25 protein-coding genes and 1 pseudogene are annotated in these 23,411 nt (G+C 62.9%); 14 read left to right on the plus strand and 12 right to left on the minus strand.

Annotated features, from left to right (window positions below; translation table 11 throughout):
* Window positions 1-104 precede the first annotated feature (104 nt).
* Both ACSQ3Z_RS28580 and ACSQ3Z_RS28585 read right to left on the minus strand, forming a co-directional pair.
* Entirely contained in the window at window positions 105-1,235 is a 1,131-nt protein-coding gene (locus ACSQ3Z_RS28580; RefSeq protein WP_436174609.1) for a glycosyltransferase, read from the minus strand.
* 8 nt (window positions 1,236-1,243) lie between these two features.
* Window positions 1,244-1,807 (minus strand): polysaccharide biosynthesis/export family protein, encoded by a 564-nt coding sequence (locus ACSQ3Z_RS28585; RefSeq protein WP_006201875.1) that lies wholly within the window; start codon window positions 1,805-1,807, stop codon window positions 1,244-1,246.
* A 271-nt stretch (window positions 1,808-2,078) separates the two neighbouring features.
* Here ACSQ3Z_RS28585 and ACSQ3Z_RS28590 point away from each other — a divergent pair, with 271 nt between their 5' ends.
* Window positions 2,079-4,250: a GumC family protein gene (locus ACSQ3Z_RS28590; protein ID WP_436174610.1), complete on the plus strand. Its 2,172-nt coding sequence runs from the start codon at window positions 2,079-2,081 to the stop codon at window positions 4,248-4,250.
* Between the two features lie 62 nt (window positions 4,251-4,312).
* On the opposite strand, the gene ACSQ3Z_RS28595 is transcribed toward ACSQ3Z_RS28590, so the two are convergent.
* Window positions 4,313-5,542: a GNAT family N-acetyltransferase gene (locus ACSQ3Z_RS28595; RefSeq protein WP_436174611.1), complete on the minus strand. Its 1,230-nt coding sequence runs from the start codon at window positions 5,540-5,542 to the stop codon at window positions 4,313-4,315.
* Between the two features lie 90 nt (window positions 5,543-5,632).
* Here ACSQ3Z_RS28595 and ACSQ3Z_RS28600 point away from each other — a divergent pair, with 90 nt between their 5' ends.
* Window positions 5,633-6,691 carry a polysaccharide deacetylase family protein gene (locus tag ACSQ3Z_RS28600; RefSeq protein ID WP_436174612.1) on the plus strand — a complete coding sequence of 353 codons (1,059 nt, stop codon included), beginning with the start codon at window positions 5,633-5,635 and terminating at the stop codon, window positions 6,689-6,691.
* A 59-nt stretch (window positions 6,692-6,750) separates the two neighbouring features.
* Here the strand turns inward: ACSQ3Z_RS28600 and ACSQ3Z_RS28605 are convergent, their stop codons facing one another.
* Window positions 6,751-6,966, minus strand: a complete 216-nt coding sequence (locus ACSQ3Z_RS28605; protein ID WP_006201870.1) for a DUF2842 domain-containing protein — start codon at window positions 6,964-6,966, stop codon at window positions 6,751-6,753.
* 147 nt (window positions 6,967-7,113) lie between these two features.
* Here ACSQ3Z_RS28605 and ACSQ3Z_RS28610 point away from each other — a divergent pair, with 147 nt between their 5' ends.
* Window positions 7,114-8,205: a COX15/CtaA family protein gene (locus ACSQ3Z_RS28610; protein WP_436174613.1), complete on the plus strand. Its 1,092-nt coding sequence runs from the start codon at window positions 7,114-7,116 to the stop codon at window positions 8,203-8,205.
* Between the two features lie 19 nt (window positions 8,206-8,224).
* On the opposite strand, the gene ACSQ3Z_RS28615 is transcribed toward ACSQ3Z_RS28610, so the two are convergent.
* The 3 genes from ACSQ3Z_RS28615 to speB all read right to left on the minus strand — a co-directional run bounded on the left by ACSQ3Z_RS28615 (window position 8,225) and on the right by speB (window position 10,571).
* The gene (locus ACSQ3Z_RS28615) at window positions 8,225-8,536 is read right to left on the minus strand and encodes a hypothetical protein (protein WP_436174614.1); all 312 of its coding nucleotides are present in this window, start codon (window positions 8,534-8,536) and stop codon (window positions 8,225-8,227) included.
* A gap of 76 nt (window positions 8,537-8,612) precedes the next feature.
* The gene (gene argC, locus ACSQ3Z_RS28620; protein WP_436174615.1) at window positions 8,613-9,539 is read right to left on the minus strand and encodes an N-acetyl-gamma-glutamyl-phosphate reductase; all 927 of its coding nucleotides are present in this window, start codon (window positions 9,537-9,539) and stop codon (window positions 8,613-8,615) included.
* 30 nt (window positions 9,540-9,569) lie between these two features.
* Window positions 9,570-10,571 (minus strand): agmatinase, encoded by a 1,002-nt coding sequence (gene speB, locus ACSQ3Z_RS28625; RefSeq protein ID WP_436174616.1) that lies wholly within the window; start codon window positions 10,569-10,571, stop codon window positions 9,570-9,572.
* A 122-nt stretch (window positions 10,572-10,693) separates the two neighbouring features.
* Here speB and ACSQ3Z_RS28630 point away from each other — a divergent pair, with 122 nt between their 5' ends.
* The 4 genes and pseudogenes from ACSQ3Z_RS28630 to ACSQ3Z_RS28645 all read left to right on the plus strand — a co-directional run.
* Window positions 10,694-11,908, plus strand: coding sequence for an acyltransferase family protein (locus ACSQ3Z_RS28630; protein ID WP_436174617.1), 1,215 nt, complete (start codon window positions 10,694-10,696; stop codon window positions 11,906-11,908).
* Between the two features lie 95 nt (window positions 11,909-12,003).
* A complete protein-coding gene (locus ACSQ3Z_RS28635; protein ID WP_436174618.1) occupies window positions 12,004-13,065 on the plus strand; it encodes a glycerophosphodiester phosphodiesterase family protein in 1,062 nt (353 codons plus the stop codon).
* Between the two features lie 193 nt (window positions 13,066-13,258).
* A complete protein-coding gene (locus ACSQ3Z_RS28640) occupies window positions 13,259-14,311 on the plus strand; it encodes a hypothetical protein (RefSeq protein ID WP_436174619.1) in 1,053 nt (350 codons plus the stop codon).
* Window positions 14,312-14,369: 58 nt separating this feature from the next.
* Window positions 14,370-14,477, plus strand: a pseudogene (locus ACSQ3Z_RS28645) (glycerophosphodiester phosphodiesterase family protein); the annotation flags it as partial.
* Between the two features lie 55 nt (window positions 14,478-14,532).
* Here the strand turns inward: ACSQ3Z_RS28645 and ACSQ3Z_RS28650 are convergent.
* Window positions 14,533-15,405 (minus strand): aldo/keto reductase family oxidoreductase, encoded by an 873-nt coding sequence (locus ACSQ3Z_RS28650; RefSeq protein ID WP_436174620.1) that lies wholly within the window; start codon window positions 15,403-15,405, stop codon window positions 14,533-14,535.
* 94 nt (window positions 15,406-15,499) lie between these two features.
* Between ACSQ3Z_RS28650 and ACSQ3Z_RS28655 the strand changes: the two genes are divergently transcribed.
* On the plus strand, window positions 15,500-16,402 hold the full coding sequence (locus ACSQ3Z_RS28655; protein WP_436174621.1) for a LysR substrate-binding domain-containing protein: 903 nt from the start codon (window positions 15,500-15,502) through the stop codon (window positions 16,400-16,402).
* 64 nt (window positions 16,403-16,466) lie between these two features.
* Here the strand turns inward: ACSQ3Z_RS28655 and rpsI are convergent, their stop codons facing one another.
* The 3 genes from rpsI to ACSQ3Z_RS28670 form a co-directional block, all read right to left on the minus strand.
* A complete protein-coding gene (gene rpsI / locus ACSQ3Z_RS28660; RefSeq protein WP_436174622.1) occupies window positions 16,467-16,949 on the minus strand; it encodes a 30S ribosomal protein S9 in 483 nt (160 codons plus the stop codon).
* A 1-nt stretch (window position 16,950) separates the two neighbouring features.
* A complete protein-coding gene (gene rplM, locus ACSQ3Z_RS28665) occupies window positions 16,951-17,415 on the minus strand; it encodes a 50S ribosomal protein L13 (RefSeq protein ID WP_006201860.1) in 465 nt (154 codons plus the stop codon).
* Between the two features lie 230 nt (window positions 17,416-17,645).
* Complete coding sequence (locus ACSQ3Z_RS28670) at window positions 17,646-18,110, minus strand: PaaI family thioesterase (protein WP_436174623.1); 465 nt, start codon at window positions 18,108-18,110, stop codon at window positions 17,646-17,648.
* A 180-nt stretch (window positions 18,111-18,290) separates the two neighbouring features.
* On the opposite strand from ACSQ3Z_RS28670, the gene ACSQ3Z_RS28675 reads away from it, so the two are divergent.
* From ACSQ3Z_RS28675 to ACSQ3Z_RS28700, 6 genes are all read left to right on the plus strand, one after another.
* Window positions 18,291-19,112, plus strand: coding sequence for an enoyl-CoA hydratase (locus ACSQ3Z_RS28675; protein ID WP_436174624.1), 822 nt, complete (start codon window positions 18,291-18,293; stop codon window positions 19,110-19,112).
* Between the two features lie 2 nt (window positions 19,113-19,114).
* Window positions 19,115-19,537, plus strand: coding sequence for a VOC family protein (locus tag ACSQ3Z_RS28680; RefSeq protein ID WP_436174625.1), 423 nt, complete (start codon window positions 19,115-19,117; stop codon window positions 19,535-19,537).
* A gap of 10 nt (window positions 19,538-19,547) precedes the next feature.
* On the plus strand, window positions 19,548-20,324 hold the full coding sequence (locus tag ACSQ3Z_RS28685) for an AAA family ATPase (RefSeq protein WP_436174626.1): 777 nt from the start codon (window positions 19,548-19,550) through the stop codon (window positions 20,322-20,324).
* Window positions 20,321-20,842 (plus strand): CoA-binding protein, encoded by a 522-nt coding sequence (locus tag ACSQ3Z_RS28690; protein ID WP_436174627.1) that lies wholly within the window; start codon window positions 20,321-20,323, stop codon window positions 20,840-20,842. Before ACSQ3Z_RS28685 ends, ACSQ3Z_RS28690 begins: the two co-directional genes overlap by 4 nt.
* 145 nt (window positions 20,843-20,987) lie before the next feature.
* Window positions 20,988-22,268 (plus strand): O-acetylhomoserine aminocarboxypropyltransferase, encoded by a 1,281-nt coding sequence (locus ACSQ3Z_RS28695; RefSeq protein WP_436174628.1) that lies wholly within the window; start codon window positions 20,988-20,990, stop codon window positions 22,266-22,268.
* 4 nt (window positions 22,269-22,272) lie between these two features.
* Window positions 22,273-22,623: a cupin domain-containing protein gene (locus tag ACSQ3Z_RS28700; RefSeq protein WP_436174629.1), complete on the plus strand. Its 351-nt coding sequence runs from the start codon at window positions 22,273-22,275 to the stop codon at window positions 22,621-22,623.
* A 68-nt stretch (window positions 22,624-22,691) separates the two neighbouring features.
* Here the strand turns inward: ACSQ3Z_RS28700 and ACSQ3Z_RS28705 are convergent, their stop codons facing one another.
* Window positions 22,692-23,396 (minus strand): transporter substrate-binding domain-containing protein, encoded by a 705-nt coding sequence (locus ACSQ3Z_RS28705; RefSeq protein ID WP_436174630.1) that lies wholly within the window; start codon window positions 23,394-23,396, stop codon window positions 22,692-22,694.
* Between the last annotated feature and the right edge of the window lie 15 nt (window positions 23,397-23,411).

Below are 23,411 nucleotides of genomic sequence, written 5' to 3' on the forward strand. Positions count from 1 at the left end.
ATTGTCCGCAGCTTCGCTCAGGCGAATAGCAAAAGAGAGCTAAGAAACCCTTGAAACAACGGGTGGCTTTGAAGCGGTCTGCGGTTTGACTGGCGCAATCGGTGCTACCGCCGCAGCGCGGCGAAATAGGCCTTCTCGATCTCGGCGGCCATGACGTCGGCGCCGAAGCGCGCCTTCAGGTCGGCGGTCCCTGGCATCAGGTTTCTGTAGGCGCCGGGGTCGGCCAGCGCCTCGCTCACCTTGTCGCCGAGCTGGTTCGGGTCGGGGCGGATCAGGGCAGGCGACGTCTCGCCAAAGATTTCGGGGATGCCGCCGACGGCGGTGGCGATCATCGGCTTGCCGGCGGCCAGTGTCTCCAGCACGATGTAGGGCATTGCCTCCGCGCGGGACGGAACAACGACCAACCGCGCCAGCGCAAAGGCATCTCTGGCCGGCATGGGTGGCAGGAAGCGGACATGGCCGTCGAGCCCAAGCCGCTTCACCTGCGCATGGTAGCGCGGCAGGTCGTCGCCATCGCCGACCATCACGGCGCTCAAGCGACGGCCAAGCCTTGCGCCGGCCAGCACGAGCGCATCGATGAAGATATCGGGACCCTTGAGGTCGCGCATCATGCCGATATAGAGCAGGTCGGCCGCTCCCGGCGCGGTCGGCACCATCTCGAATTCGGCAGCGCGCAGGCCGTTATAGACCACCGTGTTCGGGATCGGCGGCTCGCCGACCTTCCTGCGGTAGGTCTTCCTCTCATAGTCCGAAACGAACAGCAGGCAGTCGGTGAAACGGCCCATGAAACGTTCGAGGGCGAAGAACAGCTTCCCGGTGGCCGTCGTTTCGTCATAGTGGAGGGAGCCGCCATGCGGCGAATAAAGGCGGGCTACGCGAGACCTTGATACCCGCAACAATGAGCCGAACAGACGGGCATAGGCGCCTCCCTTGGCGCCGTGCCCGTGCAGCACGTCCGGCCGCAATTCCTTGATGATCCTGTAGGTGCGCCAGGCCGAGGCGAGATCGCCCGGTCCGACATGACGCTGCATCGGCGTGCGATGGATGCCGAGCGCCAGGCTGTCCTTCATCTGCCTGAACAGGCGTTCCTCGAACTCGCCGCCGGTGGTCGAATCGCAGACAATGCCGACGGAATGACCGGCGGCGAGCTGTGCCTCGGTCAGGTCGCGCACATGCCGGAATATCCCTCCGACGGGTGAGCGAAAGCAGTGGACGATCCTGAGTCGGTCCGCCACGTTGATTGTCAGAACAGGCGTTCGCGGACGTAGACGGTGTCGCCGGGCAGCAGCGGGTCCGAGGTGACCACCCGACCGGTCATCACCTTGCCGTTGATGTCGCGGGTGATGTCGACGCTCTCCTGGTTGGCGCGCGGCGTAAAGCCGCCGGCAATGGCGATGGCCTTCTGCACGGTGAGGCCCGGCACATAGGAATATTGGCCGGCGGCGCCCACTTCGCCCATGACGAAGATCGGCCGGTAGCGGTCGATCTCGACCGATACGTCGGGATCGCGCAAATAACCTTGCCGCAGTTTGTCGGCGATCTCTTTCTCCAGCTGCTGGGCCGTGTGGCCGCGCGCCGGCACCGAGCCGACCAGGGGGAAGGAGAGATAGCCGGACTGGTCGACGCTGTAGGTGTTGGTCAGTCCGTCCTGCTCGAACACGGTGACGCGGACGCGGTCGCCGGCGCCGAGTCGGTAGGGCTGGTCGAGCACTTCATGGAAAGCCGCCGGCGTTGGCCGGTAGCTGGAGCAGCCGGCAAGCATCGATACGGCAAGCAGAGCACGAAAGAGGGAAGCAGTGCTTTTCATGACCGGATACGAACCTTCATCGCTCTGGCCGCCAGGTGCTGCGGCAAACCCCAGGGAACGGACCCGTTATCATCCTGTTAGGGTTAATGGCCGGTAAAGGACTGCAACCCAAGGCGGCGGCAAATGGCAAAAGCCATACTGTTTTATATGGTTTTACAGCCTCTGTTTGCGGCGGCGCAGTAAACCCTAACGGTTGCTTACCGCGATCTTAACGGCTGAGTTACCATAGTTGTTTACGGTGCGGCGGACTCAAGTACCGGAGCAGAAATGCATGTCCGTCCAGTCCGCGGCCGCAGATGTCGATGTCGATCTCAGGCAGCTCTTCGCCAGCCTGGCGAGGCACTGGTTGCGCATCCTTGTCGTAGCACTTGCCGTCACCGGCCTGGCGTTCGCATTCGCTTCGCTCGCCACGCCGCATTACAAGGCGCAGACGAAACTGCTGATCGAAACGCGCGAATCGGTCTTCACCAGGCCTGATGGCACCGCCGACAACGACAAGCCGATTTTGGACGAGGAGGGCGTTGCCAGCCAGGTCGAGGTCATTTCCTCGACCGACATCCTCAAGCAGGTGGCTTCCAAGCTCAACCTGTCGCGGCTGCCCGAGTTTGATGAAGCGGCCAACATGTCGGCGCTCGGCCGGCTGCTCGTCATCGTCGGCCTGAAAAGCGATCCCAACGAAATTGCGCCGGAAGAGCGCGTGCTGAAAAAGATGCGCGAGAAGCTCAACGTCTACAGCGTTGAAAAATCACGCGTTATCGTCATCGAGTTCTCGTCGGAGGATCCCAGGCTCGCTGCCGACATCCCGAACGCCATCGCCGACACCTACATATCCGTCCAGGGCAACGCCAAGCAAGAATCGAACGCGGCCGCCACCGACTGGCTGGCGCCCGAGATTGCCGACCTGTCGAAGCGCGTCAAGGATGCCGAGGCCAAGGTCGCCGACTTCCGTGCCCAGTCCGACCTGCTGATGGGCGGCAACAATTCGGTCCTGCCCACCCAGCAGCTTTCCGAACTGTCGAGTGAACTGTCGAAGGTGCGCGCCAACCGCGCTGCCGCGGAGGCGACCGCCGACGGCGTGCGCAAGGCGCTGCAGAATGGCGGCTCGCTCGATGCCGTGCCGGAAGTGCTGTCGTCGGATCTGATTCAGCGCTTGCGCGAGCGGCAGGTGGAGCTCAGGACCAACATTGCCGACCTCTCCACCACTCTGCTCGGCAACCATCCGCGCATCCGGGCGCTGAAGTCGCAGCTTGCGGATATGGACGGGCAGATCCGCAACGAAGCGGAAAAGATCATGAAGGGGCTGATGACGCAGGCGCAGACGGCACAGGCGCGCGAAAACCAGCTCGTCGCCGACGTCAACACGATGAAGGCCGCATCGGCCCGTGCCGGCGAGCAGCAGGTCGAACTGGACGCGTTGCAGCGCGACGCGAACGCCCAGCGCCAATTGCTTGAATCCTATATGACCCGCTACCGCGAGGCCTCCTCGCGCAACGACCGCAACTACCTGCCCGTCGACGCCCGTGTCTTTTCCCGCGCCGTCGTGCCATCGGAACCCTATTTCCCGAAGATCGTGCCGATCGTCAGCGCTGCCTTCGTCGGTGCGCTGCTGCTGATGGCGATCGCGACGCTGTTGGGCGAACTGTTTTCGGGCCGTGCCATGCGTCCGGCCACCGGCGCCCGGTTCGGGCGAATCGAACAGGTTGCGATGCCGATTGCCCGGCAGGAGCCTTTGGCTGCCGAGACGAGGGCTGTGGTGCCCGCGGCTGAACAATCGCAAGCCGAACCGGACGCCGCGACGGTAGCGGATGCGCCGGCGGAGGAGGCCGAACCGGCCCGCTCGACGCTCGGCGAGGTCGACGTCGACAAGGCGGCTGAAAAACTGATCGCATCGGGTGCGGCGCGCGCCATATTCGTGTCGCCGGAAGGCGACGAGGCGGCCGCCTCGGCGGTGCTGGTGGCTCGCGAGGTTTCCGACGCCGGCCTGCGCGTGCTGCTCCTCGATCTCACCGCTTCGGGTGCTGCCTCGCGGCCGATGCTGGACAGCGGGCTTTTCCCGGGCATCACCGACCTGCTGGCCTCCGAGGCGCAGTTCAGCGATGTCATCCATGCCGACCTCTATTCCGACTGCCACGTCATTCCCGTCGGTACCGCCGATCCAGCGCGCGCCATGCGGGCCGCCGATCGGCTGCCGATCATCATGCAGTCGCTGACCACCGCCTACGACCTCGTCGTGGTCGAATGCGGCCCGGCCGACGCGCAAGGCATCGGCAGGTTGGTCGGCGAGGCCACGGAAGTCTTTCTCTCGATGCTCGAGGCGGACGACGAGGTGACGCAGGCGGCGGTCAAGCTGATCGAGAACGGCTATCCCGAACTGACGCTGGTGACGCCGCTCGGCCACGAGACGCCGGGTAACCCGGTGCCAGGACGGCGCAGCGCCGCCTGAGGCGGAATCGGTCCGCGCAACGGTGCAGGATTTTCGCCGCTGGATCGGGTGAGGGCAGTTCGTCAGCGGTCGTCGCCGGTGGCGGCAGGCGCCGCCTGGCCCACTGCCTTGCGGCGGAGCTTCTTGGTCAGCTTCCAGACGAGCGGGCTGTTCTTGATGAAGGCCTTCGCCCGCGCGCCCTGCCGCATCACGACGGCCAGCGCGCGGCCCTTCAGCGTCAGCGGCAGAAGAACCTCGAAATGCTGGGTTTCGATATCGCACCACAGCCTTTTGTAGGGCTCGTCGCCGACCGAGAAATCATAGAGGCCGAAGCCGGTCTCGCAGGCTTCCTGGATGTTGTCGAAAAACAGGAAGTCGCCGGGGCTGGAGTGGGCGAGGTCGTCCTCGGCGATCGCCCCGAACTCGCAGATCAGCCGCTTACCCGAGCGGCTCGATCCGGTGACCGCGCGCAGCTTGCCGGCGACCTCGAGACCATGCAGCATGAAGGATGGCTTTTCCTCCGTCAGCGCCTCGCTGAACAAGGCGCGGAAGAAAGCGCGAACCTCCGGCTCGCCGAAGACATTGGCGATGCCCATCTTGCGGAAGCGGAATTCCTTCATTTCGAAGAAGGCGTCGAGCAGCCGGTTCACCTCTTGCGCCGTCTTCGCCTCGATGCGGCGGTGGCTGCCGACCACCTCGAACTTGCGCGTCTGCGAGCGGTGCTTCTTGCGCTTGCGCTTGCCGCTCGCGCGCGACAGCAGCGCATCGAAGCCACCGTCGAGATCGACAGCGAGCGACAGGTTCGGGCTCGGAAAACCGGGCAGCGCCGCGAACGGGTTGGCGACGCCGTCGAGGTCAGGCAGCAGCCGCTCCAGCGCGATGAGGTCGATGTCCGGCCGCGCCTTGGCGATGGCCGTCACCATCGTGCGAATGGCCGAAGCGTCGGCCCTCGGCAGCCAGTCCTGCGCGGCGACGGCGAAATTGCCGTTGGCATGGCGGTCGCCGATGAAGCGGGCGACACGAAATGGTCCACGGCGGGCAGTTTCGAGGGCCAGCGAAAGCACCGGCGCGCCTTGAGCGCTCAGCGTCGCCACGACAATGTCGGTGTGAACCTCGTTCGCCCAGTTGCGGATCCAGGTGGCGCTTTGCGCCGGCGCAAACAGTGCTGAGCCGCAGAATTCCGCGTAGGAGGCAAGTGCCTCGCCGTCGGCCACCGCGACCGACAGGCTGGCCTGATTGTCCGGCAACGCGCGCGGCGATGCCGTGCTCGCGGCGAGCCGATTGCCGTCAAATGACGCGGTGGCGTCAACCATACCTCAATCCTTAAGGCGTATTCATCCCCATTGGGGGTACGCGTAGGCGCATTCCGTGCTTGGATGAGCCTAGGCGCAAAAGGTGAAGGAATGATCGACGGGGGCGAGGCAATCCGGAAACTGGCGCTCAACGTCGCCCGCTACACCGGCCTGGCACCGCTGGCAAAGCCGTTTGTCGGCGGCATCGGCGCCATCCTGATGCTGCACCGGGTCACCGCGACGCCGGAGAAGCCCGATGGCGTCAACCGGCATCTCAACATCGCCCCCGGCTTCCTCGACGCCGTCATCGCCGACATGAAGGCGGACGGTTACGCCTTCGTCTCTCTTGAAGAGGCGATCGAGCGCATCAAGGCCGGCGGCAAGGGCGGCCAGTTCGCCACCATCACCGCCGACGACGCCTATCGCGACAACATGACCGAGGCGCTGCCGGTGTTGGAAAAGCACGGCGCGCCGATCACCATCTATGTCGCGCCGGGGCTGATCGACGGCGCCGCCGATCTGTGGTGGGACGTGGTCGAGGATATCGTCAATGCGCGTGATCGGCTGACTCTGGCGACGCCGGATGGCCCGGTGACGATCGACTGTTCGACGCGAGGAAAGAAGCTGCAGGCCAACAACCGCCTGCATACCTGGCTGACGCTGGAGGTCCGCGAGGAGGACCTGCGCGCGGCGCTGCACGAATTCGCGCGCATGAACGGCATCAGGCTGGACGGCCAGCAACCGAGCACGCTCATGAACTGGGACGAGATCCGCACCATGGCCGCTCATCCACTGGTGACCATCGGCGCCCATACCATCAACCACGTCAACCTGAAGCGGCTTTCGGAGGCCGATGCGCGCCACGAGATCGGCGACGTCAGGCGAATCCTGCAGGCGCGACTGGGCGAGGAGCCGCGCCATCTCGCTTATCCCTATGGCTATGCCAGCGCCGTCGGCTGCCGCGAGGTCGGCTTTGCCCGCGATGCCGGCTATGTCTCGGCGGTGACGACGCGCCATGGCGTGCTGCGTGCCGAGCATTCCGGCTTCCTGCTCGCGCTGCCGCGCATTTCGGTCAATGGCCGCTACCAGAGCGTGGCCCATATCCGCACTATGCTGTCGGGCGTGACGACGCCGCTGGCCAATGCCGGCAAGATGGTCGTCACCATCTGAGGCGACAGCCCTTCGGAACCGGACGGCCCCGAGACGTCAGCATTTGTGGAAGTAGCGCGTCAGCCCTTCGGCCGCGGCTCCAGGATCAGCCATTTGATGATGCCCATCGCCGGCAGCACCCAGAGCAGGCCGCTGAACAGGAAGAACAGGAAATGCACGAGAGGGCCCGACTCCGACAGTTGGGCGACCGCCACGATCGACGCCACTAGCGCATAGATGATGACCAGCGCCACCAACAGGAAGGTTCCGATCAGCTTTTTCAGGCGAATGGGCATTTCGCGCTCTCGTTGACCGCTATCGCTTAGGACGATTGAGGGATGCGCGCAACCTTGCAGCCTGGCGCGACGGCGTGCCGCGCCGCCCTGTCTTGCCAGCAAGCATGCTATGGTTCACCAATCCGCGACTTCAACCGGGACGAGCCCATGGCTGCCATAACCGCTGCGGCACCTTACGCCACCCGCGACCGCGACCTGCTCAACCGGGCACTGGTGCGCGGCTGGCTCTATGTCGTGCTGCTGGTGCTGTTTGCGCTGGTGCTGGTCGGCGGTGCCACCAGGCTTACCGAGTCCGGCCTGTCGATCACCGAATGGCAGCCGATCCACGGCGTCATCCCGCCGCTCAACGACGCCGAGTGGCAGGAAGAATTCCAGCGCTACCAGCAGATCCCGCAATACACCGAGCTCAACAAGGGCATGAGCATCGAGGCGTTCAAGTCGATCTTCTGGTGGGAATGGGTGCATCGCATCCTGGCGCGCAGCGTCGGTGTGGTCTTTGCCTTGCCGCTGCTGTTCTTATGGGCGACACGCCGCATCGAGAGCGGCCTGGGGCCGAAGCTGGTCGGCATTCTGCTGCTTGGCGGGCTGCAGGGCGCGATCGGCTGGTGGATGGTGGCGTCCGGTCTGGTCGACCGCGTCTCGGTCAGCCAGTACCGGCTGGCGACGCATCTGACGCTGGCGGCACTGATCTTCACTGCCACCATGGTGGTCGCGCGCGGGCTCGCTCCCCATTCCGAACCGGCCGCCGACCGTTCGACGCAACGGCTGGCCGGCGTCATCGTGCTGCTGGCGCTGGTGCAGATCTATCTCGGCGGGCTGGTCGCCGGGCTTGACGCCGGCCTCAGCTACAACACCTGGCCGCTGATGGACGGCAAGGTGATCCCCGGTGATCTCTTGCTGCTCGAGCCGGCCTGGCGCAATTTCTTCGAGAACCCGAAGGCGGTGCAGTTCGTCCACCGGCTCGGCGCCTACACGATCTTCGCGGTCGCGCTCTGGCACATGATCGCCACGCGCATCCGCCTGCGAGGCACGACGCATGCCCGCCGCGCGACACTGCTGTTCCTGATTGTCCTGGTGCAGGCCTCGATCGGCATCGGCACGCTGTTGATGCAGGTGCCGCTGCACATGGCGCTGACGCATCAGGGGTTTGCGCTGATCCTGCTGGGCTTTGCCGCCGCGCACTGGCGCGGCACCAAGGGCGCGTATCCGCTACCCCACGAGATAGCCGTCGGAACCTGACGCCTATTATCCGGGAAGGTTACATCCAGAATTCGTTCGATGTGGTCTTGGTATCGCCATCGAATTCGGCCTGACGGACGACAGCGTCGGACGGTGCCGACTGCTCCTGCTGTGCGGCCTTGTCGGCAGCCTTGAGCGCGGCGAGCTTGGCCTTCAGCGCGGCGATCTCCTGCTGCAGCTTGGCGGCCTGAACCTGGTCCTGGACCGTCTTGGCCTCTTCTTCCTTGGCCTGGATCTGCTTTTCGAGCGCGGCCTCCTGCGATGCGTTGCTGGATGCGCTGGACGAAGAAATCTGCGTCGCCTGAGATGAACCTGAAACCGCGCTGACCATGCCCCGAATCCCTTGTGGTTGCCGGATTCGTCTGTAGGCGATCATGGTGAACAGTTAGCGAGGCGGAAGACCGTCGTCAAAGGCCAAGCATCAGATCCATGTTCTGCACGGCCGCGCCCGAGGCGCCCTTGCCGAGATTGTCATAGACGGCGATGAGCAGCGCCTGCGCTCGCTCGTCATTGGCGAAGACATAGACCTTCATCCGGTTGGTGCCGTTGTACACTTCCGGGTCGATCTCCGGCATGCGCTCCAGATGGGCGTAGGGGGCCACCTCGACAACGCCGCCCTCGATTGCGGCGTAATGGTCGGCGATCGCGGCGTGAAGTTCGGCACCCGTCGGCACGCGGTCGAGGCCGCCGAGCTGCAGCGGCACCACCGTGATCATGCCTTGCGCGAAATTGCCGACCGCGGGCTGCATGATCGGGTCATGCGACAGCTTCGCATAGGTCCTGAGCTCGGGTACATGCTTGTGCTGGAGGGTCAGCCCATAGGGCAGGAACTCGGAGGCATCCTCGCCCTTGGCGACGTAGTCCTCGATCATCGGCCGGCCGCCGCCCGAATAGCCCGAAATGCCGTTGACGGTGACCGGGAAATCCGGCGGCAGCAGGCCTGCCGACACCAGTGGCCGCAGCGTCGCGATCGGCCCTTGCGGCCAGCAGCCGGGATTGGCGACGCGCTTTGCCGAAGCAATCTTCTTCGCCTGATCCTTGTCCATCTCGGCAAAGCCGTATTGCCAGCCCTCGGCGACGCGAAACGCGGTCGAGGCGTCGATCACCCTGGTGGTGTCGTTCTCGATCAGCGAAACGCTCTCTTTGGCGGCAGCATCCGGCAGGCACAGGATCGCGACATCGGCGGCGTTGAGAAATTCGGCGCGGGCCGCCGTTTCCTTGCGGCGCTCGGTGGGGATCGAAATGATCTCGAGGTCTCTGCGCTCGGCAAGCAGAGCCCTGATCTGCAGACCAGTCGTGCCGTGCTCGCCGTCGATGGAGATTTTCGGTTTCATTGCCTGATCAAATTCCCTGATATTTCAAAGCTATATGCCGTGACCGTGATTCGCTGCGCCAGGATTGCCGTTGCTCAGCTCTTCCTGACGGGCCTTCCGTTCCGCCACCAGGCCGAGATAGTGCATGGCGACCATCGAACCCGCGATTGCCGTTATATCGGCGTGATCATAGGCCGGCGCAACCTCGACGACATCGGCGCCGACAATATCGACCTGGCCGAGCTGGCGCAGCGTCGACAGGATCTTGGCCGAGGATGGGCCACCGGCGACCGGCGTGCCGGTGCCGGGCGCGAAGGCCGGGTCCAGGCAGTCGATGTCGAAGGTGAGATAGGTCTTCCTGCCGCCGGTGCGGTCGACAATGGCATAGGCGATGTCGGACGCCCGCATTTCCTCGATCTCGTGGCCGTATAGGATCTTGATGCCGAACGTATCGGGCGCATGCGTGCGGATGCCGATCTGGATCGAACGGTCGGGGTCGATGATGCCTTCCTTGACCGCGCGGCCGACGAACGAACCATGGTCGATGCGCTTGCCGTCATCAGGCCAGGTGTCCTGATGGGCGTCGAACTGCACAAGCGCCAGCGGGCCGTGGATGGCGGCATGCGCCTTGAGCAATGGCCAGGTGACAAAATGGTCGCCGCCCAGCGACAAGAGGAAGGCGCCTGATTTCAGGATCTTCATCGCTTCGCGCTCGATCGTGCCGGGCGTCTTCTGGTGGTTGCCGCTGTCGAGCAGGCAATCGCCATGGTCGACCACCGCCAGATGCTCGAAAAGGTCGCGCGAGAACGGATATTGCGGGTCGTTGTCGAGGATGGCCGAAGCGCGGCGGATCGCCTGCGGCCCGAAGCGCGCGCCGGGCCGATTGGTGACGGCGGCGTCAAAGGGAATGCCCCACACCACAGCGTCCGCGCCCTTCACGTCCTTCGTGTATTTGCGTCGCATGAACGACAGCGCGCCGGCATAGGTCGGCTCGAAGGATGCGCCCGTCTTGGAGCGGGCGGTGAAGGCGTGGTCGATGTTCTGGTTCGCCATTATGGGTCCTCGGTTTGTCGGGCTGCCACAACTACAGAACCGGCACGCAACATGCCAGTCACAGCTTGGGGAGACGCATTGGCGCTCGGTGAGTGCCGGGGCAACACAGGATTTGTCTCATCATGACGCAGATCGCCTTTCTCAATCCAGCTGATGTTCCCGTGGCGACCCGGGGTGGCACGAAAGCGGGCGAGCGCTTCCTGGTGCTCGATTCCTGGCGCGGCATCTGCGCGCTGCTGGTGGCGCTGTTCCACTTCCCGACCAGCTTGATGATCTCGCAGAGCGCTTTCGTCGGCGGCTCCTATCTTTTCGTCGATTTCTTCTTCGTACTGTCGGGCTTCGTTATCGCCAGTTCCTACGCCAGCCGGCTGAACGAGCCGGACGAGGTCGCTCGCTTTGCTATCGTCCGCTTCGGTCGCCTCTATCCGCTGCATCTTGCGATGCTCCTGGCTTTCGCTGCCTTCGAGATGCTGCGGCTGCTGCTTCCGCAGTTGCACGGCGCGGGTGCCGCGCCCTTCACCGGTGGATTCGACGCCAAAAGCCTCGTGACCAACATCTTCCTGCTGCAAGGCATCGGGCTCGAGGATCATCTCTCCTGGAACGCGCCGAGCTGGAGCATTTCGGCCGAGTTCTTCGCCTACCTCATGTTTGCCGGCGTCGTCTTCACCTCCGGCCGACGCGCGTGGATCTGGTTCGTCACCGCGGCCGTCACCGCTCCATTGTTCCTGCTTGCCTTCTCCAACAGGCATATGGACGTATCCTTCGATTTCGGCTTCATTCGCTGCCTCTACGGCTTTTCGCTAGGCGCACTTCTGGCATGGTTTCAGCACGATTCCATTGCAGAGGCGCGACAGTCGCTGGCCGGCGGCCGTGCTCGGCTGGCGTGGACGGTTGCCGAAATCGTCATGATCGCGGTGATCGGCCTGTTTGTCTCGTTGGCGGGAAACAATGACGCCGACATCGCGGCGCCTTTCGTCTTTGCGCTGGCGCTCCATCTCTTTGCTCATGAACGCGGGCTGATCAGCGCCTTGCTGCGCAGCCGGCCGATGCTGACGCTGGGTGCGCGCTCCTATTCGATCTACATGGTCCACATCTTCGTGCAGGCGCGCATGATCAATGTCGCCGGGCTGATCGAGCGCAAGCTTGGTCTTGGGCTGGTCGGTGATATCACCTTGCGTGACGAGGCCGCGATCGGCTTCGGCGCCGCCTCGCCATGGCTCGGCTTTGCCGCGATCGTTGCCATGCTCGTCGCCACGATCGCCGCCTCCTGGTTCACTTGGCGTTTCGTGGAAATGCCGGCCTTGGCGTGGTTCCGCCGGCTCGCAAAGCGCATCTGACGCGCTGTCGCGGCCGATCCGCTAGCCGGCTTCGTTCACCGGCCTGTCATGGGCATCGCCTATCCGGGGTCCGATCCGGAACGGAGCGATTCTCGATGCAGGCTATTTGCCGAAGCCTTCTTCTGCTTACCGTGGCGCTTGCGGTCTCGGTCGGCCACGCCTCGGCCGGCGAAACGCGCGCCAGGCAGATCCTCGACCGCTTCGAGCACGCCAACCAGTGGCGCGACCATGTGATGGTGGCCGCGCACCGCGCCGGCAGCATGCAGGCCGGCAAGACGCTTTACCCGGAAAATTCGATCGCTGCCGTGGAAGGCTCGATCGCCCTTGGCGCCGAAATCGTCGAGGTCGACATAAGGCGCTCGAAGGACGGCGCGTTCGTCGTCATGCATGACAGCTGGCTCGACCGCACGACGAACTGCAAGGGCGAAGTGGTCAACTACACCGTTGCGGAACTCAAGCGCTGCAGGCTCGTCATCGAAGGCACTGGCGCCGTCACCAAAGAGACGGTCTCGACGCTGCGCGAAATGCTGATGGCGACCAGGGACAGGATCCTGATCAACCTCGACAACAAGCTCGATGTCCAGGCTCTGCCGGGCATGATCGCGGCCGCCCGCGAACTCGGCATGGCCGAGCAGGTGATCGTCAAGGAAAACCTCTGGAGCCAGCAGCGGCTAGACAGTGTCAAGGTGACCATGGCCCAGACCGGCGGCGGCTTCCAGTTCATGCCGATCATCGCCGACGATGCAGTGCATGACGCAGCCTTCGCCGAGAAGGTCGGCAAGGCCTTTTCGCCCGATGCGATCGAGCTGATCAACTGGCGGGCAGGGGCCGAGACGCTGACCGAGACCGGCGGTCCGTTGTTCAGCACCCGCATGCGCGCCGTGTCGGTGCGGGGTGGCTGGCACATCTGGGCCGACACCTACGCCATCGTCAACAAGCCGGGCGGTTTTCTCTCCGGCGGCCGTGGCGACGAGCTGGCGGTGCAGGCCAGCCTGCCAGCCGAGACCTATGGCTTCTGGGCCGAGCGCGGCGCCACCATCATCCAGACCGACGAGCCAAAGGCGGCGATCGGCTGGCTGGCGGCGAATGGTTTTCGCGTGCCCTACGCCGGGGCGGGCGAACGCATCGAACCCGCTGACACCGCCAGCATCAACTGATAAAGCCAGTCTGAAAAGAAGAAAGCCGCCCGGAGGAGGCTTCTTTTTTGTCATGCGAAGATGCGCAGCGTTTAACGCTTGGAGAACTGGACGAAGCGTCTACCATGTCCTCTGTTTCGTAGAGAAGTCTGGATGTGGGTAGGGATGGGATAGGCCGAATTGTCTGTCTTTTCCTATGACAGCGGGAAATCATATGTTTGAAGCCAATACAATGATGGTGGTTGGTGCCGGAGCAAGCAAAGAGGCTAGCTTGCCTACAGGGGCCGAATTAAAAGAAAAAATAATAGAGCTTCTCGACATGAAGTTTTCAGACACAGGTCAGCAAACAAGCGGTGATACTGTTATATTTCAAACGTTCCGTAAGATAGCCCGTGAGGATGGCGAAGAGTCTGCGGTGAACTATTTTATCTCCGCGGCGCGCAACATGAGTGACGCACTGCCTGTGGCGCGTTCAATCGACAACTTCCTTGATTCACACAAAGGAAATAGACGAATGGAAATGTGTGGAAAGCTTGCCATCGTAAGGGCGATCCTCACAGCCGAAAGAAGCAGTAATCTTTATGTTTCTGGCACAAACATATATAATAAGTTACACTTGGATAGGTTAAAAAATACGTGGTACCTAAAACTTGGAGAGCTTCTATTCTCATGCCAGAAGGATGAACTTCCTGAGCGTCTGGCGCAGATTTCCTTTATTGTTTTTAACTATGACAGATGTGTGGAGCAGTTTCTATATTGGGGTATAAGAATTTATTTTGGGCTGGAGAGCGAAGAGGCGGGGCAACTAGTCGAGCGAGTCAGAATCTATCATCCTTATGGCACGATTGGCCGATTGCCTTGGCAGGACGATGGAAAAGGCTCCGTTGAATTCGGGGCAGAAGATTCCTTCGACCTTCTAGCTCTGTCCAAGCAGATAAAAACTTTTACGGAGGGCACAGACCCCGAGTCTAGTGAAATTGTGGCTCTACGCAGAGACTTAGACGAAGCTGAAACCGTTGTTTTTCTGGGATTTGGCTTTGACACGCTGAATATGCAACTCATTGAACCGAAAAGAGGCGTAGCCGGCGAACAGGTGGTGAAAGCATACTATGCAACAGCGGTAGGACTGTCCGAGAGTGATGTGGAAATCGTAAAGGGCGAATTGGCTCACCTTTGCACGGCGCATGCCACCGCCCTCAATATCCGGAATGACCTGTATTGCTACAAACTTTTTGAGGAATTCCGGCTTAGCTTGGAGCAAAGGTAATTTCAAAGATAAAAATCCTTGAGGCTCTTCTTAAGGAATTGGTTTGCCACCAAGGGTCGAGCGTGGTGCCACCATCATCCAGACCGACGAGCCAAAGGCGGCGATCGGCTGGCTGGCGGCCAATGGCTACCGCGGGCCTATACCGAATACAGCAAGCATCAACTAGGCTGGTTTACAGCGGGCGAGGGACCCGCTTACCTTGGATGGCTGCTGGCCCACCTTCATGCGGCCATCGCCACACCATCCAGTTCCCGCAGCACTTCCTGTGGCAGTTCGAGATCGCCTGCCGCGAGGTTCTCCCTGAGATGCTGGACAGACGACGTGCCGGGGATCAGCAGGATGTTGGCTGCGCGACGCAGCAGCCATGCGAGCGCAACCTGCATCGGCGTAGCGCCGAGGCGCGCGGCGACGTTCGACAAGGTCGACGATTGCAGCGGGTTGAAACCGCCAAGCGGGAAGAACGGCACATAGGCGATGCCCTCGCGGGCAAGGTCGTCGATCAGGGCGTCGTCACCGCGATGTGCCAGATTGTACTGGTTCTGCACGCAGACGATCGCGGCGATCCGGCGTCCTTCAGCGATCTGCGCCGACGTCACGTTGCTCAGTCCGATGTGCCTCACCAGGCCCCGCCGCTGCAGCTCGGCCAGGACGGCTAGCGGCGCCTCGATCGAGCCTTCGGCAGGGCCATGCGTATCGAGCATGATCCGCAGGTTGACCACATCCAGCACATCCAGCCCGAGATTGCGCAGGTTGTCGTGTACGGCTTCGGTCAGCGCTTCCGGCGAGAACGCCGGTAGCCACGAGCCATCCGCGCCGCGGCGGGCGCCGATCTTGGTGACGATGACGAGGTCGTCGGGGTAGGGCGCCAGCGTTTCGCGGATCAGCTGGTTGGTGACGTGCGGACCGTAGAAGTCGCTGGTGTCGATGTGGTCGACGCCGGATGCCACGGCCTCGCGCAGCACGGCCAATGCCGCGTCGCGATCCCTGGGCGGGCCGAAGACGCCGGGGCCTGCGAGCTGCATGGCGCCATAGCCAAGCCGTTTCACGGAGTGGTCGCCGAGAGCAAATCTAACGGACTGGTCGATGCGGGACATGATCGATCTCCTTTTCAAGTGAAGCAGAGATAGGCGTTGGTCCGTGCCGCGATAATACGGTACAATCCGCACAGCTTGTGCAGGAATACGAACAGTGAATATCGAACTGGGTGATCTCAATGCCTTCCTGGCAGTGGCGCGTGCCGGTGGTTTTCGTGAGGGTGCGCGTACCAGCGGCGGCAGCGCGTCGGGTCTCAGCGAGGCGGTCCGTCGTCTGGAGGCACAGCTCGGCGTCAGATTGTTCAATCGCACAACGCGCAGCGTCGCGTTGACCGACGCCGGTGCCGGTTTGCTGGCGCGGCTTGGCCCAGCCCTGAACGAGGTAGAGGCGGCACTCGATGTGGTGAACGGTTTTCGCGACCGGCCGGCCGGCACGTTGCGCCTCAACGTGCCGGTCAGTGCAGCGCGCCTAGTGCTGCCCGCAATCGTTCCGCAATTTCTCGCTGCCTTTCCCGGTATCCGGCTGGAGGTGATCGCCGAAGAGGGCTTTGTCGACGTGCTGGCCGCCGGCAGCGACGCCGGCATCCGCTATGACGAGCGGCTGGAGCAGGACATGATAGCGGTACCGATCGGCCCGCGCGTGCAGCGCTTCGCTGCAGCCGCCAACTCGGCCTACCTTGATCGCCATGGGCGGCCCGAGCATCCAAGTGACCTGCTCGGCCACGCTTGCCTGCGCGGCCGCTTCGCCAGCGGCGCGATGCCGCCGTGGGAGTTCGAGCGCGACGGCGAGGTGGTGCTGGTCGATCCAACGGGGCCGCTTCTCGTAACCCTCGGCGGGGCGGCCGATCTCGCCGTCGATGCAGCGATCGCCGGGACCGGCATTGTCTGCCTCTTCGAGGACTGGCTTCGCCCTTACTTCGACAGCGGCGCGCTCGAACCCGTGCTCGAACCCTGGTGGCAGAACTTTTCGGGACCGTTCCTCTACTATCCCGGCCGGCGCCTCGTGCCGGCGCCGCTGCGCGCGTTCATAGACTTTATCAAGGATGGCGGGGCCTGAGAGGCACGCCAAAAGGAAAGGCCGCCCGGAGGCGGCCTTTGGATAGCCCGAAACGTCGTAGCGCTTAGCGCTTCGAGAACTGGAAGGAGCGGCGGGCTTTCGCCTTGCCGTACTTCTTGCGCTCGACGACGCGGCTGTCGCGGGTCAGGAAGCCGCCCTTCTTGAGCACGGAGCGCAGCGTCGGCTCGTAGTAGGTCAGCGCCTTGGAGATGCCGTGGCGCACGGCGCCGGCCTGGCCGGACAGACCGCCGCCGACAACGGTGGCGACGATGTCGTACTGGCCGGCGCGGTTGGCCGCGATGATCGGCTGGTTGAGGATCATCTGCAGGACCGGACGCGCGAAATAGGTCGCGAATTCCTTGTCGTTGACGACGATCTTGCCGGAACCCGGCTTCACCCAGACACGCGCGATGGCGTTCTTGCGCTTGCCGGTGGCATAGGCGCGGCCCGACTTGTCGAGCTTCTGGACATGGACGGGTGCTGCGGCTTGCGTGTTGGTGTTGCCGGTAGCAGTTCCGAGTTCTGCGAGCGAGGAAAGCTCAGCCATCTTACGAAGCCTTCTTGTTCTTGGCGTTCAGCGCGCCGACGTCGAGGGTGACGGGCTGCTGGGCGACATGCGGATGTTCCGTGCCTGCATAGACGCGGAGATTCTTCATCTGGCGACGGCCGAGCGGGCCACGCGGGATCATGCGTTCGACGGCCTTCTCGACGACACGCTCGGGGAAACGGCCCTCGAGCAGCTGGCGCGCGGTGCGCTCCTTGATGCCGCCGGGGTGGCCGGTGTGCCAGTAATAGACCTTGTCGGTGAACTTCTTGCCGGTGAACACCACCTTGTCGGCGTTGATGACGATGACATTGTCGCCGTCGTCGACATGCGGGGTGAAGGTGGGCTTGTGCTTGCCGCGAAGATGGTTGGCGATGACAGTGGCGAGGCGGCCGACGACGAGACCTTCGGCGTCGATCAGCACCCACTTCTTCACCACATCCGCAGGCTTCTGCGAAAAGGTTGGCATGGATTTATCGCTTTCGGTTTGACCTTCCCCATACACGAACGACGAGGAAAGGCGTTTCTTGTTGCTTGGATTGGCGACAGGCACGTGCCCGCGGCCAATAACAAAACGGCGGCCTTTGCGGGCCGCTGCTTCGGGAGGGCTTATAGGCGAGGGTGCTTCGCGCGTCAAGGCGATCGGAAAACGAGATATCGTGCAAAATATAGCAAAAACAACATCTTAAGAAAAAGGTATTATTTTACCACATCGCCTGCCCGCTTCGGCGGGATCGAATAGGTGCCCGTGGCATGCGCGACCGTCTGTCCGTCCGGTCCGGCGACGATGTCGATGTCGAACACCATCAGGCTCTTGCCCAGCTTCAGGATACGGCAGTGGCCGTCGATCGGCCCGGCCTCGGCCTTGCGGACGAAATTGATGTTGAGGTTGGTGGTCACCGACAGCGCGTCCGGCCCGGCATGCGAGAGCACGCAGACATAGCCGCCAATGTCGGCCAGCGTGAACAGCGACGGGCCTGACACGGTGCCGCCGGGGCGCAGATGCCGCGCGTCGGCATTGAGCCGCACCGTGCAGCCGCCGGGAAACACCTCGAGCGCCTGGTAGAACGCAAACTGGTCGTTGAGTTGCGGGTAGACGGTTCCCATCAGCGCATTGACTTCCACCGCCGTCAGCACCGGTTTGAGATTGTCTTGGGCGGGCATCGGCGGTTTCCTATATGGAGCCGGTATGGGCTCAATCTGTGCAACTGGGCCAATTGTCGGGTTCGAGAAAACACGTCTCGTGGCTTTTCTTCAATCGGCAGCATGCTAGTTCTTTTGTTCCATGGCTCGCGAATCCACCGAGCGGACAAACAGAGCAGGCAGACAGAGAGGTTTGGACCCATGGCCGAAATCGTTGCCATCAAGCCGGTCGTCGCCGAGGGGCCGGTCGTCCCACACTTGGACAAGGGCGTGCTGCGGCTGACGCTCGCCAGCCCACCGGCCAATGCCTTGTCGCTTGCGGTGATGGCGGCTTTGACGGCGGAGCTCGACCGCGCGAAAGCGGACAAATCCATCCGCGTCATTGTCCTGGCGGCCGCCGGAAAAGTGTTTTGCGCCGGGCACGATCTCAAGGAACTGACCTTGCATCGCGCCGACGCCGACAAGGGCAAGGCGTTCTTCGCGCAGACGTTCGCCGCTTGCGCGGCGCTGATGCAGACGATCGTGCGTCACCCCAGGCCTGTGATCGCCGAGGTCGACGGCCTGGCCACGGCGGCCGGGCTGCAACTGGTCGCCAGTTGCGACCTGGCGATCGCCTCGCATGAGGCGACCTTCTGCACGCCGGGCGTCAATATCGGCCTGTTCTGCTCGACGCCGATGGTGGCGCTGTCGCGCAACGTATCGCGCAAGCGCGCCATGGAGATGCTTCTGACCGGCGAGACCATCGACGCGGCGACGGCCAAGGAATTCGGCCTCGTCAACCGAATTGTGCCGCGCGAATACCTGAATCAGATTGTCACCAAATACGCGCAAACCATTGCTTCCAAATCATCTTTGGTCGTGAAGACCGGTAAAGAAGCCTTCTACGCGCAGGCCGAGATGGGGTTGGCGGATGCCTATGCCTACACCGGCCGCGTCATGGTGGAAAACATGCTGGCCCGCGACGCCGAGGAAGGCATCGGCGCCTTCATGGGCAAGCGCAAGCCGGAATGGAAGGAGGACTAGACGTGGAACCGCGCATCTCCATCATCACCGTCGCCACCGACGATCTTGAGCGGGCCGCGCGCTTTTACGAAGCGATGGGGCTCAAACGCCATGCCGGGATCACCGAGGGCGTGGCGTTCTTCCAGATGGGCGGCGCCATCCTCGGCCTGTTCCCACGCGCCAGCGCAGAGGAGGATTCGGGCGTCACCTTCGCCGGGGCGCCGTCGGCGGTGTACCTTGCCTACAACACCCGCTCCGACGCCGAGGTCGACGAGGTGCTTGCCACGGCCGAGAAGGCCGGCGGCCGTGTCGTCAAGGCCGCAAGCCGCGCCTTCTGGGGCGGTTGGTACGGCTATTTCGCCGATGCCGACGGTCATGTCTGGGAAGTGGCGCACAATCCGGCCTTTCCGATCGCGGAAGACGGATCGATTTCCCTGCCGGCCTGACCGCTTCCGCATGGCGCCTCGCAAGCAACTGACGCGGCTGAAGGCGCCTTACCTCAAGCGCATCCTGCTCGAGCCGGCGCGGGTAGAGGACTGGGAAAAATACCCCTGGAACCTGCCAATCTTCCGCGGCCAGGAATTCCAGCTCGAATTCACCACGCCGATCACCATCATCGTTGGCGAGAACGGGACCGGCAAATCGACGCTGCTCGAGGCGATCGGCGCGCTCGCCGGCTATGACGAGGCAGGCGGCGGCAAGGGCTACAGGCCGGTTGACCACTCCGCCGCCATCGACAAGAGCGGCGCCGCACTGGCCGATACGCTGCGCGGCCACTGGCTGCCCAAGGTCACCGCCGGCTGGTTTTTTCGCGCCGAATCCTTCTACTCCGTCGCCCGCTATCTCGATCAGGCAGCGCTCGATTCTGGCGGGGCGCCACCGGATTTCCTGTCCTGGTCGCATGGTGAGGGTTTCATCCGCTTCTTCGAGGAGCGCTGCCGCCGGCAAGGCATCTACATCCTCGACGAGCCCGAAAGCGCCTTGTCGCCGACGCGCCAGATCGAACTCCTCAAGCTGCTCAGGCGGATGGATCGGTCGGGCACGGCGCAGGTGATCATGGCGACGCATTCGCCGCTGCTGATGGCTTGTCCCGGCGCGCGTCTCTTCCGCATCAGCCGCTTCGGGCTGGATCCGGTCGATTTTCAGGATACCGATCATTTCCGCATGATGCGCAATTTCTGCAGCGATCCTGATGGTTTTCTCACCGAGGCATTGTATGAGGACGAGGCATGAATCACGACAGCTACGACAATGCCTACATCGGCGGCATCCTCAATTCGGTGAAGACCATCGCCATGGTCGGTGCGTCGCCCAATGACGTGCGGCCGAGCTATTTCGTGCTGAAATACCTGCTCGCCAAGGGGTATTCGGTGTTCCCGATCAATCCGGGACACGCCGGCAAGGAGATCCTCGGCCGGACGGTCTATGCCAGGCTTGCCGATCTCCCTGAGCCTGTCGACATGATCGACATCTTTCGCGGCTCGGCGTCCGTGCCTGGCGTTATCGAAGAGGTTTTGCGGCTCGACCCCTTGCCGAAAGTCCTCTGGATGCAGCTCGGCGTGCGCCATGACGAGGCCGCCGCCCGCTGCGAGGCCGCCGGCATGAAGGTGGTGATGAACCGTTGCCCCAAGATCGAATACGGCAAGCTGTCCGGCGAGATCGGCTGGACCGGCGTCAACTCGGGTGTACTGTCGTCGAAGAAGCCGCTGATGCGCCCGGGATTCCAGAGTTTTGGCGTCCGGCAAAAATAGAAGGAAAATTATTCCGTAGACTGGCGCATTTTCTCGCTCACGCGGCGCCGATCATTCGCCGAAAGGCATTTTCTTCTTTGCATTCGCACGCGCGCTTCGCCAAGAATGCCCGGCGATTTTGAGAGATTTCAAAGGGAGGTTTTCGATGACTCGTGCGCCCGGTTTCAACACGCTCGCCGTCCATGCCGGCGCCAAGCCCGATCCGGCAACGGGGGCACGGGCGACCCCGATCTATCAGACCACCTCCTATGTCTTCGATGACGCCGATCATGCCGCCTCGCTGTTTGGGCTGAAGGCCTTCGGCAACATCTACACCCGGATCATGAACCCGACACAGGCGGTGCTCGAGGAACGCGTCGCAGCACTCGAGGGTGGCACGGCAGCACTTGCGGTCGCATCGGGTCATGCCGCGCAGATCCTGGTGTTCCACAACCTGATGCAGCCAGGTGACAATTTCGTCGCCGCGACAAGGCTTTACGGCGGCTCGATCAACCAGTTCGGTCACGCCTTCAAGAACTACGGCTGGCAGGTGCGCTGGGCCGATACCGACGACGTCTCGACCTTCGAGAGCCAGATTGACGACAGAACCAAGGCGATCTTCATCGAGAGCCTGGCCAATCCGGGCGGCGTCTTCGTCGACATCGAGAAGATCGGCGATATCGCCCGCAAGCACGGCCTGCCGCTGATCGTCGACAACACTTTAGCCTCGCCCTATCTGGTGCGGCCGATCGAGCATGGCGCCGACATCGTCGTGCATTCGCTGACCAAGTTCATTGGCGGCCACGGCAATTCGATCGGTGGCGCCATCGTCGACGGCGGCACCTTCGACTGGTCGAAGTCGGGCAAATATCCGATGCTGTCGGAGCCGCGCCCCGAATATGGCGGCATTGTCCTGCACGAAACCTTCGGCAATTTCGCCTTCGCCATCGCCGCGCGCGTGCTCGGCCTGCGCGACATCGGCCCGGCGATCTCGCCCTTCAACGCCTTCCTGATCCTGACCGGACTGGAAACCTTGCCGCTGCGCATGCAGCGCCACTGCGACAACGCGGTGACCGTCGCCGGCTGGCTGTCCAACCACCCCAAGGTCGCCTGGGTGAACTATCCCGGCCTGCCCAGCGACAAGAACAACGCGCTGCAGAAGAAGTACTCGCCGCTCGGCGCCGGCGCGGTGTTCACCTTCGGCCTCAAGGGCGGCTATGCGGCGGGCGTCAAGTTCGTCGAGGCGCTCGAACTGTTCTCGCACCTTGCCAATGTCGGTGACACCAAGTCGCTTGTCATTCATCCGGCCTCGACCACGCATCGCCAGCTTTCCGACGAGCAGAAGGTCAAGGCAGGCGCTGGGCCTGACACGGTCAGGCTTTCCATCGGCATCGAGGATGTCAACGACATCGTCGTCGACCTGGAACAGGCGCTGGACAAGGTCTGAGATCATGACCGCGCCGAACTTTCTGTCCGTCGATATCGACAGCGTCGAGCCGGAAGCCGGCGCGCCGGCGTCGGATCGCCTGATTTCGGGCGCTCCTCGATTCCGCACCTGGAATGTCGAGGAACGCGATGGCGGCCTTTATGCCGGCATCTGGGAATCGACCCCGGGCAAATGGCGCATCGTCTATGACGAGTGGGAGTTCTGCCACATCCTGTCAGGCGTCTCGGTGATCTCCGAGGAGGGCGGCGAGGCGCGCACCGTCAGGGCCGGCGACAGCTTCGTGCTCCGGCCCGGCTTCAAGGGCAGTTGGGAAGTGCTTGAAACCACTCGCAAGGAATATGTGATCAAGCTTTAGACCATGATCCCGAAAAGTGGAGATCGGTTTTCGGTAAAGATCATGGTCAAACAACAAGGTCGGCCGGATCACAGGCGATCGATGTCGGCATCGGAAAATCCGTATTCGCTCATCATCTCCCGATGCCATGTGCTTCCCAGCAGATGGCCAAGACAGGAATCAATGCCTTGAAGCAGCGCCGCATTGCCCTTGGCCAGCGCGAAAGCGCCGGTCGCCGGTTGCTTCTCCACTGCCGGAACGTCGATGACCGCGAGAGCTGCCTCGGGGTGCCTGCCCAGATAGCCGCGATGTGCCATGGCGACGCTGGCATAGGCATGCACCACACCGGCCGCCACCGCGTCAGCCGCTTCGGCCTGCGTGGCAAAGATCCTGATACGCTCGGGCGGAACACCGTTTTGCAGGGCTGTTTGATGCTGGATCTGGCCTGATATGACGCCGATCAGAGTGGCCTGGTCTGCGGCAACGGATCGATAGCCGTCGAATGCGCGCGGATTGCCCTTGGCGACCAGAAGCCCGTCCGACAGCGTCCAGATCGGCCGAGTGAAGTCGACGAGCTTCAACCGTTCGTCCGAAATGAGCAGGCCGGTCGTCATGTCCCACCGGTCCCGGGCCAATCCGGGCAGCAATTCAGCGAATTCGGTCTCGACGGGCGAAAAGGTCTCCAACTCCAACAGCTGGCAAACCCTCTCGGCGAGCATGGCGTCGCAGCCGCGCAGGTTTCCAGAAGTGTCTGTGAAGCAGAAGGGCGGTTCCTGCAGGAACGCGAATCTCATTGTCTCAATCATCTG

This window comes from Mesorhizobium sp. LjNodule214 (assembly GCF_964252735.1).
Taxonomy (GTDB): domain Bacteria; phylum Pseudomonadota; class Alphaproteobacteria; order Rhizobiales; family Rhizobiaceae; genus Mesorhizobium.